At 69.6% G+C, this 12561-nt stretch carries 12 protein-coding genes, 1 tRNA gene and 1 pseudogene; 5 read left to right on the top strand and 9 right to left on the bottom strand.

The genetic code is table 11. The features are described from left to right. Positions 1-105: 105 nt before the first annotated feature. Entirely contained in the window at positions 106-1023 is a 918-nt protein-coding gene (locus KA711_04145) for a PliI family lysozyme inhibitor of I-type lysozyme (GenBank protein ID MCM0608169.1), read from the bottom strand. 265 nt (positions 1024-1288) lie between these two features. Between KA711_04145 and KA711_04140 the strand changes: the two genes are divergently transcribed. Next, positions 1289-2269, top strand: coding sequence for an aldo/keto reductase (locus tag KA711_04140; GenBank protein MCM0608168.1), 981 nt, complete (start codon positions 1289-1291; stop codon positions 2267-2269). A gap of 26 nt (positions 2270-2295) precedes the next feature. On the opposite strand, the gene KA711_04135 is transcribed toward KA711_04140, so the two are convergent. From KA711_04135 to KA711_04125, 3 genes and pseudogenes are all read right to left on the bottom strand, one after another. Further along, positions 2296-2610, bottom strand: coding sequence for a DUF59 domain-containing protein (locus tag KA711_04135; GenBank protein MCM0608167.1), 315 nt, complete (start codon positions 2608-2610; stop codon positions 2296-2298). Between the two features lie 43 nt (positions 2611-2653). After that, positions 2654-3806: pseudogene (locus tag KA711_04130) on the bottom strand (type II toxin-antitoxin system HipA family toxin). Continuing rightward, entirely contained in the window at positions 3806-4063 is a 258-nt protein-coding gene (locus KA711_04125; GenBank protein MCM0608166.1) for an XRE family transcriptional regulator, read from the bottom strand. The pseudogene KA711_04130 and the gene KA711_04125 overlap by 1 nt, the downstream one beginning before the upstream one ends. A gap of 514 nt (positions 4064-4577) precedes the next feature. Here KA711_04125 and KA711_04120 point away from each other — a divergent pair. The 4 genes from KA711_04120 (at position 4578) to KA711_04105 (ending at position 7252) form a co-directional block, all read left to right on the top strand. After that, complete coding sequence (locus KA711_04120; GenBank protein MCM0608165.1) at positions 4578-4907, top strand: type II toxin-antitoxin system PrlF family antitoxin; 330 nt, start codon at positions 4578-4580, stop codon at positions 4905-4907. After that, on the top strand, positions 4904-5425 hold the full coding sequence (locus KA711_04115; protein ID MCM0608164.1) for a type II toxin-antitoxin system YhaV family toxin: 522 nt from the start codon (positions 4904-4906) through the stop codon (positions 5423-5425). Before KA711_04120 ends, KA711_04115 begins: the two co-directional genes overlap by 4 nt. Positions 5426-5786: 361 nt before the next feature. Beyond that, positions 5787-6392, top strand: coding sequence for a type IV toxin-antitoxin system AbiEi family antitoxin domain-containing protein (locus KA711_04110; protein MCM0608163.1), 606 nt, complete (start codon positions 5787-5789; stop codon positions 6390-6392). Next, entirely contained in the window at positions 6389-7252 is an 864-nt protein-coding gene (locus KA711_04105) for a nucleotidyl transferase AbiEii/AbiGii toxin family protein (protein ID MCM0608162.1), read from the top strand. Before KA711_04110 ends, KA711_04105 begins: the two co-directional genes overlap by 4 nt. A 53-nt stretch (positions 7253-7305) precedes the next feature. Here the strand turns inward: KA711_04105 and KA711_04100 are convergent. From KA711_04100 to rsmB, 5 genes are all read right to left on the bottom strand, one after another. After that, positions 7306-7381, bottom strand: a tRNA-Phe gene (locus KA711_04100). A gap of 52 nt (positions 7382-7433) precedes the next feature. Continuing rightward, the gene (locus tag KA711_04095; GenBank protein ID MCM0608161.1) at positions 7434-8162 is read right to left on the bottom strand and encodes a response regulator; all 729 of its coding nucleotides are present in this window, start codon (positions 8160-8162) and stop codon (positions 7434-7436) included. A 5-nt stretch (positions 8163-8167) separates the two neighbouring features. Further along, the gene (locus KA711_04090; protein MCM0608160.1) at positions 8168-10471 is read right to left on the bottom strand and encodes a HAMP domain-containing protein; all 2304 of its coding nucleotides are present in this window, start codon (positions 10469-10471) and stop codon (positions 8168-8170) included. After that, positions 10468-11028, bottom strand: a complete 561-nt coding sequence (locus tag KA711_04085) for a DUF4390 domain-containing protein (protein MCM0608159.1) — start codon at positions 11026-11028, stop codon at positions 10468-10470. The genes KA711_04090 and KA711_04085 overlap by 4 nt, the downstream gene beginning before the upstream one ends. Positions 11029-11103: 75 nt before the next feature. After that, entirely contained in the window at positions 11104-12474 is a 1371-nt protein-coding gene (rsmB, locus tag KA711_04080) for a 16S rRNA (cytosine(967)-C(5))-methyltransferase RsmB (protein MCM0608158.1), read from the bottom strand. Between the last annotated feature and the right edge of the window lie 87 nt (positions 12475-12561).

Genomic DNA, 12561 nt, shown 5'->3' with positions numbered 1-12561 from the left:
TGCATTCTTGATGAACGCCCCCGCACCCGCTGTCGCCGCCGCGACCGGCCGTGGCCTGCACCGCCTCATCGGTGGGCGCGACCGATGGACTTGCCGGCACGCCGCTCAATACTCGACCACGCGGTCGAGCTTGAGCTGCCAGTTCGCCTCGCCGGGCCTGAGCTTGTACTGCAACTGGCGGACACCGCCGCTGGGTGCGGCGTTGTGGTCTCCGTCCTTGTAGACCGGAAAGCGCCGCACCAGCGTGCCCTCGACCACTGCGAAGTCGTCGTGGCCCATGTAGCCCCGGGCGGCCCGGGCGTTGTCGGTGACCGGCGGCAGGTGGATCTCACTCAGCGACTTGCGCTTGTTGGCGCTGAACGCAACCAGCGTGCCGTACGAGCCCGAGCCGGCCGATCTGATGTAGACATACACCTCGGGCGAGCCGTCGGCGTTGAGGTCGGCCACCTCGGCGCGGGTGATCTGGCCCTCGATGGCGCGCACGACAGGCGCGTTGTCGATCCTCAGCCCGCTGGGCACGATCTTCAATTCGTTGATCGAACCGCTGTTGGCGCTGGCGACACGAAAGCTGATGCCCTGCAGCTTCAGCGTCTGGTCGAACGGCACCGGCGGCGGTGCGGCGGGCGGCAACTTGCCGGACCTGGCATCTGCGGGCTTGGCCTCGGTGCCGCCGGGCATGCCGGCGGTGTCCCAGTAGACAAAGATCGACTCCCCGGCCAGCCGGTAGATCTGGCCTTTGCTGCCCAGGCCCTGGCTGCGGATGGCCTTCTTGCCCTTCTCGTCGATGTAGTGGCCGATCGCGCCCTGCGGGCTGAGTTCGTGGCGCACGCCGTCGGCGCGGTCGATGGCCACGTGGCCCTGGCGCTGAGAGTAGGTGCAGGCCACCACCTTGGAGACGGTGTCAGAGCCCTTGGGATAGATGTCGCAGCGGGCGTTGACGGTGTCGGCGCGGGTTGCGCCCAGGCTGCCGAGCAACACCAGCGCGGCGGCGGTCGCGGGCAGGGAGCGGGCGCGTGCCTTCATCGTGATGAACCTGTTGGGGCGCAGCGGGTGGGGCGGCCGGCATCAGCAGCGGCCTGGCCCTCCCGCCAGGCGCTTCAGGTGATCAGGGCCGAGCGCCACTGTAGGGCAGTGGCGCTTCGGCGGGCTCATCGAGATGCCCATGCGCTCGAACACCGGCGCGTCCAGCGTCGGTGGCTTGACGTTCAGCGCGCCGGGAAGCTTCCGCTCCGCCCTGCAACCCGCTACGCTCGCGGCCCTTCCCACGCACTCTCGGCCACCGAACACCATGCAATACCGCCGCCTCGGCCGCAGTGGCCTCCGTGTCAGCACCTTCTCGCTGGGCTCCTGGGTGACCTACCACAACCAGGTCGACACCGGGCAGGCGGTCGAGATGATGGCCGCGGCGTTCGACGCCGGCATCAACTTCTTCGACAACGCCGAGGTCTACGCCGGCGGCAAGAGCGAAACCATCATGGGCGAAGCGCTGAAGAAGCTCGCCTGGCCGCGCCTGAACTACGTCGTCAGCACCAAGTTCTTCTGGGGGCTCGACCGCCAGGGTGAGGCCGTCAATCGCAAGGACACGCTCAACCGCAAGTACCTGATGCAGGCGCTGGACGGCTCGCTCAAGCGCATGCAGCTCGAGCACATCGACCTCATCTACTGCCACCGCCCCGACCCGCACACGCCGATCGAAGAAACCGTGTGGGCGATGAGCGAGCTCATCACCCAGGGCAAGGCCCTGTACTGGGGCACGAGCGAGTGGCCGGCCGCCGACATCCGCGCCGCCTGGGAGATTGCCGAGCGCCACCACCTGCACAAGCCGCTGATGGAGCAGCCGCAGTACCACCTGTTCCACCGCAAGCGCGTCGAGCAGGAGTACGCGCGCTTCTACGGCGACCTTGGCCTCGGCCTGACGACGTGGAGCCCGCTGGCCAGCGGCCTGCTCACCGGCAAGTACCAGGCCGGCATCCCCGAGGGCAGCCGCGGCGCGCTGGAGAACATGGCCTTCCTGCGCGATGGCCTGACCAACGCCGCCAAGAACGCCGCGGTGGCGCAGTTGCAGCCGATCGCGGCCGAGCTGGGCGGTACGCTGGCGCAGCTGGCGCTGGCCTGGGTGGCGAAGAACCCGAACGTGTCCACCGTGATCACCGGTGCCTCGAAGCTGGATCAGCTGCGGCAGAACCTGGGCGCGCTGGCGTTGCTGGACCGGCTGACGCCCGAGGTGATGGCGCGCATCGACGCCATCACGGCGCCATTGGCGGAGTGACCACTGACTAAGCCTGCGGCGCAGGCTCAGGCGTGGTGCACGTAGACGTCGGTGTCGGGCAGCAGGCGGCGCAGCACGCCGAAGCTGCGCTCCATCAACTCGCGCGCCTCGCCGCTGCGGGGCGACAGCGTCAGCGTCAGGTCGGCCTCGCCGTCCTGCACGCTCAGCGAGCGGATCCAGTGCCGCTCGACCAGGTTCACGCCCTCGCGGTCGACCACGCCCTGCAGGCCGTGCAGCACGCGCTGGAGGGTCTCGGCCGGACCGACCAGCGCGGGCTCGGGCACGACCGGCACAAGAACTGCCACAGCCGCCGGCTGGATGGGGATGAACTTCGCCGCCACGGCCGCATGATGCGCTCGGCCGCTGACGGCGGGCTGATCCAGGTCAAGCCGCAGCCTCGTGGCCGCCGCCGGCCGCCCCGTGCTCTTCGAAGCAGGTTTTCCACTGCCGCACCCCGCCCCAGACCCGGCGCATGATGCCCACCGCCCTCGGGCGCTCCGGCACGAAAGCGGCGTAGTGGCTCAGGGCGTTGTCCAGGGTGGCGAGCTTGCCCTGCTCCCCCACCCCGAGGTGAAGCCGGCGCTCGCGGGCCAAGACGGGGCGAGGCACCACGTCGTACAGGGGGCTTAGCACCCAGCCGCCGAGCCGCGGGTTGCGCACGAAGCCGTGGTTGCGCAAGTGGTCGTCGTCGTTGGTGACGAAGATGTTGAGCACCATGCGCGCAAACATCTCCTCGGCGTTGGCCCTCACCATGGTGGGATGGACGTACCGGCGGATGGCGCGGCCCAGGTCCGCGTAGGCCTTATCCGGCGACTCGGGCTCGCTGCAAGCCACCAACGTGAGACCGCTGACGAAGGGCAGCCGCCCTGCCACCCGACCGTCGCCAGGCCGGGTGTCCTGCAAAGCGCCTTCCGGCAAGGGCTCGTTCGCGGGGACCCAGCAGCGGTCGAACCTGCGGATGAGCATGACCGGTCGACCACCCTGGTCCAGGCAGCGCACCTCGGGCACGGCCAGGCCGCAGCGGCGTGCAAGTTCCAGGGCGCAGGTCTCTGCCCGCGCCACGTCGAAGCGATCCCCCTTGGCCGGAACTTGGCCAGCCAGAGCGCGCCCTCGTCGTCGCGCACAGCGGCCTTGGGCCGCGCACCGCCCGCCGAGGGCCCGGCGCCCAGGAAGTTCTCGAGGTTGGCCGGCACGGGGGCGCCGTTTTCGACGTCTTCTGCTGCCTGCAGCACGTACTGCAGCGCGTGCATGTCGCAGGCGGACGGCGAATCGGGACTCCTGCGCGTCTCCCGCACGTCCAGCGCACCCACGCGGTCGCCTCCGGCGTGCAGCAGGTACTGCACTTCCATCAGGCTGTTGGCGGGCACCTTCAGCCGGGCCTCGATGACGCGGCGTCCCCAGGCGTCGGGGCGGCGTCTCGAATGCCACCGAACTCGCCCCGCCCGTTGACCGGGAAAAGCACCTTGCCCTTGATGCCCTCACGGCCCGCGAACGCCAGGCTCACCGGGTCCAGCTCGAAGGACTCTTTGCGCGCCATCAGAAGGCCAGACGTTCCAGCTCGGTCTTGCTCAAGGCGCGGACACGCTGGGTGGTCTCGCGAGCGGCCAGCGCCTGCAGCGACGGGTCGTCCTCCTTCAGGAGCGACAGCAGGCTCACCCCCGGCGCAATCGCCTCCAGGTAGCGAAGGATTTGGGCCTGGGCGCGGCTGAGGTCTCCCTTTTCAAGCAGCACGGCTGTCGAGCGGGAGAGCCCAGCCCGGGTGGCGGCGTCCGCCTGCCGAATCCGCCGGGCCATGCGCAGGCGTGCCAGCTATTTCGGCGCAAGACCGTCAACACATCGAGTATGCAATCACAGTCACTGAGTTGTTTGTGTTTGGGATTGTGCACATGACACGCCCGTCAGCTGGCGCGTTCCTCGCGGCACTCAGCGAGACTTGCCTCCGATGGGCGCTCACCACATCTCTGCGCCCGTCCCGCGGGACGACTTGCAGGGATTTGCAGAAAACGCCCCTGGGCAGCAAAAATGGCAACCCCTGGGAGCCCGCCTTCATCTGCAAGTCCTTGATGTACAAAAAAGATTTTGGGTGGGGCACGCCTATCGCGATGGGAACTGCACTGCTTCCAGGCTCGGAGATGCGCGGTGATGCTGCGCACTCCGCGGGCATCAGCGGTATCGAGGCGACTACTGGTCATGGCCCTGGTCTCTGGCATCGCTGCCGGTGCGATGTCAGACAGACAATGCATATGCATTGAAAAAGACATGCACATGCATTACTCTTTGCGCCGAGCATCCCAGCTGCAGAAACGCCATGCCCGCCACCATGCAAGTCGAATCGACGCTGACCGACCGCTACCAGACCACCGTGCCTGAAACGGTGCGCCGGGCTTTGCGCCTGGGCAAGCGCGACAAGATCCACTACACGATCCGTCCTGACGGCGAGGTCGTGCTCACGCGCGCGGCCGCCGGCGAGAGTGACGATGCTGCACTGGTGCCGTTCCTCGGCTTCCTCGCCCGGGACCTGGCCGAGCACCCCGAGCGGCTCCAGGCCGTGGATGCGGGCCTGGCTCAGCGCATCCAGGCGCTGGTCGGCGGTGTCGAGGTCGATCTGGGCGCGCCGCTGCCGGCGGACGATGAATGAGCGGCCGAACGGGCGAGGTCAGGCCGCTGGTCGTCAACGGCTGGACCCTCTTCGCCCACCCGATCTTTCTTGACCAACTCGAGGCCCTGACCGCACAGGTCGAGGCGCTCAAGCGCAAGGACCGGGCCGGCTACGTCAAGAAGAACGCCGCCAAGCGCCTGGCTGCCATTGCCAAGCTGGCGGTCGAGGTGATTCCGCAGGACCCTGCCCGGCCGGAGTACCGCCAGGGCAACACGCTCGGCGACGAGAACAAGCACTGGTTCCGGGCCAGGTTCTTCCAGCAGCATCGGCTGTTCTTCCGGTTCCACGCGCAGGCCAAGGTGATCGTGTTCGCCTGGGTCAACGACGAGGGCACGTTGCGGGCCTACGAGAGCGCCGACGAGGCCTACCGGGTGTTTCGCAGGATGCTCGACAGTGGTCGCCCGCCGTCGGACTGGGGGCAGTTGCTGGCCGAAGCACGTGCCGAGTCGGAGCGCCTTGTCCGACTGGCGTCAGGCGGCGCACGCGCACGTCCTTGATTCCTCGACCTGCCGAGCGATGCGGTTCGCCGTATCGGGTTGGGTAGGCAGGAGCAACGCTCGAACTGGACCCCTACCGATTCCGACCACTTCCTCGCAAACCCGCAGAAATGGGGTGGTGGTGCAGTTCCCCACTACAGGAAACCTCCCTGCTGTAGAAGCAGGGATACCATGGGCGTGATTGGACACCATGCGGAAGTCCGGGGAAAAAGCGAGCGCCCCCGCGCACTTCCTCGCTGGTTCGGGCTGCGACGGTCTGCGGTTCGATCTCCAAAAATGGAACCGGGCACGGCTGTATGAAGCTGTTCCTTTTTTTCGTCGAAATCTTGCATTGGACGAATAAACGGAACATGCTCCTACCATGCTCGCCGACACCCATACCCAGCGCGTCCTCGATCTGGCCAACCAGAAGGGGCTGCTGCGCGCCAGCGATCTGGACGCCATCGATGCACCCCGGGTCGTCCTGACGCGCCTGACCGCCGCTGGCGTTCTGGAAAGGGTTGGACGCGGGCTGTACCGCCTGCCGGATGCGCAGGGATCGGAATTCGAAAGTCTCGTGAACGTCGCCACCAAGGTGCCGCAGGCCGTGTTCTGCCTGCTCACGGCGCTGCAATTCCACGAACTGACCACACAACTGCCGCGCCAGATCTGGATCGCCATGCCGCGCGGTAGCCACGCGCCCCGGATCGACTATCCGCCGGTCAAGATGGTTCAGATGACCGGTGACGTCTACACGGCGGGCGTCGAGGAGCACCTGCGCGACGGGGTGAAGCTGCGGGTGTACGGCGCGGCCAAGACGGTCGTGGATTGCTTCAAGCACCGCAACAAAATCGGCCTGGACGTGGCGCTGGAGGCGCTGAAGGACGTTCGCGCCAAGCGCAAGGCAACGGCGGACGACCTGTGGCGTTACGCGAAGGTCTGCCGCGTGGCCAACGTGATGCGCCCCTACCTGGAGGCCTTCGAATGAGCAACGTCGCGGCTTCCGTGCGCGCCCGCCTGCTCAACGTCGCCAAAGCGCAGGGCGTGGACTTCAATCAGGTGCTGGTGCGTTTCGCGCTGGAGCGCATCCTCTATCGCCTCTGCCAATCCGAGCACGCGGATCGCTTCCTGCTCAAGGGCGCGCTGTTGTTCACGCTCTGGTACGACATGCCGCACCGGGCCACGCGCGATGCCGACCTGCTGGGCTTCGGCGCGAGCGATCTGGAATCCGTGGCCCAGACCTTCCGTGACATCGCCAGCGTTGCCGTGGACGACGGCATCGAGTTTGACCCGGCCTCGGTCGTCGCCGAAGAAATTCGCAAGGACGCCGGATACGCCGGGGCGCGCATCCTCATCGGCGGCGAGCTGGCCAAGGCGCGATGCAAGATGCAGATCGACGTCGGCTTCGGCGATGCGGTCACACCGGCTCCGGTGGACTCGATCTATCCGGTGTTGCTGGATGACCTGCCTGCGCCTCGCCTGCGCACCTATCCCGTCTACACCGTCATCGCGGAAAAGCTCCACGCCATCGCGCTTCTGGGCATGACCAACAGTCGGATGAAGGATTACCTCGACCTGTCGGTGCTGCTGGAGCGCGAATCCCTGGACATCGATCTGCAGGCGCAAGCGGTGAAGGCCACTTTCGAGCGGCGCGGCATGGCCGTACCAGCCGCACTGCCGGTCGGCATGACCGACGAGTTCGCGCTCGACACATCACGGCAGGCACTGTGGCAGGCATTCCTCAAGAAGAACGAACTCGCCCCCGAGCCCCTGGCTGCCATCGTGGTTCGACTGCGGGCGGCCTTGGAACCAGTGTTAAGGCTAGCGGCGAAGTCCTCTTTGAAATGAAAAGAGGGACAACAGCACGCTGTGTCCCTCTTCTGATGCAAACGAGTGTTTGGTGGTGGCCTGGGGCGGAATCGAACCACCGACACGCGGATTTTCAATCCGCTGCTCTACCAACTGAGCTACCAGGCCCTGGCGTGAACCAAGCCCGACAGTATAGCGCGGGCACGCCGCGCGCCCGGCTTCAGGCGGCGCCGCGTTTGCTGCGGGCCAGGTCCACGCCCAGCTGCTTGAGCTTGCGGTACAGGTGCGTGCGTTCCAGGCCGGTTTTTTCGGCCACGCGCGTCATCGACCCGCCTTCCTTGGCCAGGTGGAACTCGAAGTAACTCTTCTCGAAGGCGTCGCGCGCCTCGCGCAGCGGCCGGTCGAGGTTGAAGATCTGCTCGGCGCGCAGGCCGTCATGCGGCGCGCCCGCCACCGCTGCGGCGGGCGTGGGGGGCGGGCCCGACCCCGGCACCGGGTCGTCGGCGACAAAGCCGCCCACCCGCTGCAGCGGCCGCGTCGCCGCCGGCAGTACTGGCGGGGCTGCGCCGGCCAGCGCCCGCTGACCGGGCCTGACCAGGGCCAGATCAACGGCGCGCAGCAGCTTCTGCAGCGTGATGGGCTTTTCCAGGAAGGCGCTGGCGCCGACCTTGGTGGCCTCGACGGCAGTGTCGATGGTGCCGTGGCCGCTCATCATGATCACCGGCATCGTGAGCTGGCCGCCCGACGACCACTCCTTGAGCAGCGTCACGCCGTCGACATCGGGCATCCAGATGTCGAGCAGCACCAGGTCGGGCCGCAGCGACTCGCGCACCTGGCGCGCCTCGGCGGCGTTTTCGGCCAACTCGACCGTGTGTCCCTCGTCGGTGAGGATCTCGGACAAAAGCGCCCGGATGCCGAGCTCGTCGTCCACGACCAAGATGGTTGCCATGAGTCCTAGGGTGTCTGGGGGCTGCCGTCCGCACCCGTTGCGTTGATGATGGCGGGTCGGCCCGGGCCGGGCAGGGCCGGCGCTGCCTCGGCGAACCGGGAAAATGATAGCGAAACGCGCGCCCCCGTCACCGGCGCGTCGGGCTCGTCGCCCGCGTGCAGGTTGGCCGCCCGCAGCCGGGCGCCGTGTTCGTCGGCGATCTTCTTCACCACCGCCAGGCCCAGGCCCGTGCCCTTGGTCTTGGTGGTGACGTAGGGCTCGAAGGCGCGCTTGAGCACCTTGTCCGCGAATCCCGGGCCGTTGTCGACGACCGCCAGCCGCACCACCCGCAGCGCGCCGTCTTCGCCGCGGGCGCTGCGCGTGACCAGCTCGACCTGGCCGTCGGGCCGGTCGACCACGGCATCGAGGCCGTTCTGCACCAGGTTGTGGATCACCTGGCGCAACTGCGTCGCGTCGCCGTGGATCCACGGCAGCCCGGGCTCGAGGTCAGCCACCAGAAGCCCGTTGTCCTGGGCCTGGCCATAGAGCGCCAGCACCTCCTGCGCCAGGGTGTTCAGGTCCAGCGGCGCCAGCCGCGCAGCGGGCAGCCGGGCGTAGTCGCGGAACTCGTTGACCAGCCGCTGCATCGCGTCGACCTGGCTCACGATGGTGTGCACGCTGCGCGTCAGCAGCGCCTGGTCGGGGCCTTCGAGCCTGGGGCCGAGCCGGTGCTCCAGCCGCTCGGCCGACAGCTGGATCGGCGTCAGCGGGTTCTTGATCTCGTGCGCCAGGCGGCGCGCCACCTCCGACCACGCGGCGCTGCGCTGGGCGGAGACAACCTCGGAAATGTCATCGAACACCATCAGCCGCTGCTCGCCGGGCAGCACGGCACCCCGCACCAGCAGGCTCAGCAGCGCACCGTCGCCGCGCTGCAGCTCGAAACTCTCCTGCCACTGGTCGCGCTCGCCGAGCTCGGGGCTGGTGGCCAGCAGCTCGAAGCGCTGCTCGACGGCCAGCGCGAAAGTCTGCAGCTCCGGCAGCTCGGACAGTCGGCGCCCCCGCCATACCGAGAGCGGGCGTTTCAGGATGCGCGTGGCGCCCGGGTTGACGGTGTCGATGCGGCCGTCGCGGTCGAACACGATGACGCCGGCGGTCAGCGTGTCCAGGATGGTCTGCAGGCGGCCACGCGCGGCCTCGAGCGCGCCGATGCCGCGCTGCACCTGCCCGCGTGCGTCGGCCATCTGCGCGGTCATGTCGGCGAAGCTGCGGGTCAGGCCGCCGAGTTCGTCGGCGCTCTTGAAGACGGGCTTCTCGGTCAGGTCGCCGGCCGCCACCTGGCGCACGCCGTCGGCCAGCAGCAGCAGCGGCCGGGCCAGCTGGTTGCCCAGCACGATGGCCAGCAGCACGGCAGCAAACACGGCCAGCACCAGCGTCAGCGTGAGCGTGCCGACGTACATGCGGCGCAGGCTGTCACGGGCCAGCGCGCGTTGCTGGTACTCGCTGTACGCCGCCTGCACCGCCAGCGCATTGGCTGCCAGAGCCCGCGGGATCGGCTGCGTCACCATCAAGAAGCGCTCTTCGCCCGGCGACAGCGCCACCTGGCTGCGCTGCACGCGCGCCAGCGCGCGCACGCGCGGGCCTTGCGCAGGGTCGGTCAACGCCTCGTCGTCCAGGCCTTCGACGGCGCGGGCCGTCCCCTCGGCGCGCGCCTGCCGCAGCAGCGCCGCACCCGGGCGTTCGGGTGGGCCCAGGGCCGTGGCGCCGCCGGCCGTGAGCAACACCGCACCGCCTGCGCCCAGCAGGCTCACCTCGCTGGCGCCGAGTTGCTCGCGCAGCCGCTCCAGCGCCAGCGGCGACAGCCCGGCGCCGGCCTCGCCCAGGCGCCCGGCCGCGACCTGGGTCTTGGTGAGCAGGTCCAGGGCCTGCGCATCCAGGGTGCCCTTGCCCAGCGCCAGCCCGGCGTCGAGGGCGCCGGCCACCCGCACATCAAACCACGCCTCGATGCTGCGCGAGACGAACTGGTAGCTGACGGTGTAGATGACGACCCCCGGCAGCACGCCCACCAGGGCAAAGATGCCGGCCAGCTTGATGAGCAGCCGGCTGCCGAACTTGCCGCGCTGCAGCCGGATCAGCAGGCGCAGCGCCACCAGCAGCACCACCAGCGCCAGCAACGCGGCGACGACGGCGTTGACCCAGAACAGCCAGACGAAGCCGCGTTCGTGGAAGCGGCTCTCGGGTGTGGCGAAGCCCAGCACGAAGGCCAGTACCAGCAGCGCCCCGACCGTGGCCACGCCGCTGACGAGCCAGGACCAGCGCTGGGAGGAGGTCATGCGTCGATGCGCAGGGTGCGCGACACGCCGACGGCCCAGTCGCTGCCGCCGCCGAGGCCGAACTGCATCGGGCCCGGCAGCTGCGAGCTGTCGAGCCGGTAGTTGAATTCGAGGTAGTAGCTGGCGTCCTTGTCCAGCCGTTCGGTCTCGATCAGCCGCCAGCCACCGCTGCGCGACACGGCGCTGAGCGCCTCTTCGAGCGAGGCGTGGCTCTGGTTCAGGCCGCCAAGGCTGACGCGCCAGGCGCCGGTGAGCGGCTGGAAGGCCAGCCGCCACGAGCGCGTGACGCGGGCCACCCGCTGGTCGCGCCAGTACCAGCGGTTGCGCATCAGCGTGGCCTCGGCCACGAAGTAGATCGGCACGCCCTTTTGCAGGGCGTCTTCGACCGCGCGTGGCAAGGCCACGCGGGCGCTGAACTCCAGCCCGATGGCGCCGTCGCTGCGCGCAGCCCGCAGCGTCAGCAGCTCGACGCCCTGCCCCGCCACGGGCAGGACGGTCAAGGCCAGCAGCAACGCCAGGCCGCACGCCAGCCACCGGCCCAGCCCGGCACCCCGCATGCGGCCGGGGCCCTGCGGCGTGGCGTGACAAAGCCCGGGCGTGGCTGGCATGGCGCGGCGTGTGGCGAGGCGGCTCTAGGTCTTGTGCATCAGTGCGTAGAAGAATCCGTCCTGCAGCATGGCGCCGCGGGCCGGGACTCCCTTCGGTGCATTGTCGGGGGTGGGCAGCAGATGGCCCGGCGAAGCGCTCTCGAGCCGGGGGGCGCCGGGCCGCGGGCGTTGCAGAAATGCGTCGATCTGCCGCGATCCCTCGTCGCGGAACACCGAACAGGTGGCGTACAGCAGGCGTCCGCCGGGCTTGAGCAGCGGCCAGAGCGCCTCCAGCAGCTCGGCCTGCACCTGGGCCAGGGCGTGCACGTCGTCGGCCCGGCGCAGCCAGCGCACGTCGGGGTGGCGGCGGACGATGCCGCTGGCGGTGCAGGGCGCGTCCAGCAGGATGGCGTCGAAGGGCCGGCCGTCCCACCACGTGCGGGGCTGACGGGCGTCTCCGGCCTTCAGCTCGGCCCTCAGCTGCAGGCGCTTGAGCGTGTCCTGCGCCCGCGCCAGGCGCACTGGGTCGCTGTCCAGCGCCAGCACCTCGAGCTCGGCCAGCTCCAGCAGGTGCGCGGTCTTGCCGCCGGGCGCCGCGCAGGCGTCGAGCACACGGGCGCCGGGCGGCAGCGGGGCGGCGCCGTCGCCACCGTGCAGCAGCAGCGGCGCGGCGCGCTGTGCGGCGGCGTCCTGCACCGAGACCTCGCCCTCGGCAAAGCCGTGCAGGGCCGCCACCGGGCAGGGCTCGTCCAGCACCACGGCCTGGCCGCGACCGAGGGCCTGCCAGGGCGGGTCGTCCAGCAGCGTGGCGCCGCGGCCCAGGGCCGCGAGCCGCTGCACGTAGGCCGTGCCGCTGCCGCGGCGGGCGTGCACGCGCAGGGTCATGGGCGGCTTGCGGTTGGCCGACTGCAGCAGCGGCTGCCACTGCCCGGGCCAGTCGCGCTTGAGCCGCTCGATCCACCACAGGGGGTGGTTGAAGGCGCCCAGCGGCGCATGCCTCACCGCCGCCACCAGCGCATCGCGCTCGCGCAGGAAGCGGCGCAGCACCGCGTTGGCGAAGGCCGCGGCCGCCGGGGCCCGCTGCTGCATGGCGGCCACGGCCTGGTCGACCAGCGTGTGCTCGGGATAGGGCGGCGGGGTGTCGGCCTCGTCCGCGGGCCACAACAGCGCCAGCGCCACCAGCAGCAGCGCATCGACGGGTGGCGGCGGCGCCTTGGGCGCCAGCCGTTCGCGCAGGCCCAGGGCGCTGCCCAGCCAGCGCAGCGCGTGGAAGGCCAGTGCCTGCACGCCCGGCCGCAACTCGGCCGGCACACGCGCCAGGACCTCGGTGAGCGACCGGCCGCCGCGCACCGCGGCCACGGCATCGGCGGTGGCCTCGAGCAGGCGGGCCAGCGGCGGGCCGTGGGGGCTGGTCATCGACGGAGTCTAGGCACTTCGGCGTCAGGGCAGTGCGTCAAGCAAAGTTGACATTCCGGGCGCAGAATGTCGCACTCCTCCCCCAGC

Source organism: Ideonella sp. WA131b (assembly GCA_023657425.1).
In the GTDB taxonomy this organism is placed as follows: Bacteria; Pseudomonadota; Gammaproteobacteria; order Burkholderiales; family Burkholderiaceae_C; genus Rubrivivax.
Note: the sequence above shows the minus strand (reverse complement) of the source record. Positions and strands in the feature narration are given on the sequence as shown.

Bases quoted from the DNA above. Each gene is read 5' to 3' on its own strand.
- KA711_04145 (MCM0608169.1), bottom strand. From the start codon at position 1,023: ATGAAGGCACGCGCCCGCTCCCTGCCCGCGACCGCCGCCGCGCTGGTG.
- KA711_04140 (MCM0608168.1), top strand. From the start codon at position 1,289: ATGCAATACCGCCGCCTCGGCCGCAGTGGCCTCCGTGTCAGCACCTTC.
- KA711_04125 (MCM0608166.1), bottom strand. From the start codon at position 4,063: ATGGCCCGGCGGATTCGGCAGGCGGACGCCGCCACCCGGGCTGGGCTC.
- KA711_04120 (MCM0608165.1), top strand. From the start codon at position 4,578: ATGCCCGCCACCATGCAAGTCGAATCGACGCTGACCGACCGCTACCAG.
- KA711_04115 (MCM0608164.1), top strand. From the start codon at position 4,904: ATGAGCGGCCGAACGGGCGAGGTCAGGCCGCTGGTCGTCAACGGCTGG.
- KA711_04110 (MCM0608163.1), top strand. From the start codon at position 5,787: ATGCTCGCCGACACCCATACCCAGCGCGTCCTCGATCTGGCCAACCAG.
- KA711_04105 (MCM0608162.1), top strand. From the start codon at position 6,389: ATGAGCAACGTCGCGGCTTCCGTGCGCGCCCGCCTGCTCAACGTCGCC.
- KA711_04095 (MCM0608161.1), bottom strand. From the start codon at position 8,162: ATGGCAACCATCTTGGTCGTGGACGACGAGCTCGGCATCCGGGCGCTT.
- KA711_04090 (MCM0608160.1), bottom strand. From the start codon at position 10,471: ATGACCTCCTCCCAGCGCTGGTCCTGGCTCGTCAGCGGCGTGGCCACG.
- KA711_04085 (MCM0608159.1), bottom strand. From the start codon at position 11,028: ATGCGGGGTGCCGGGCTGGGCCGGTGGCTGGCGTGCGGCCTGGCGTTG.
- rsmB (MCM0608158.1), bottom strand. From the start codon at position 12,474: ATGACCAGCCCCCACGGCCCGCCGCTGGCCCGCCTGCTCGAGGCCACC.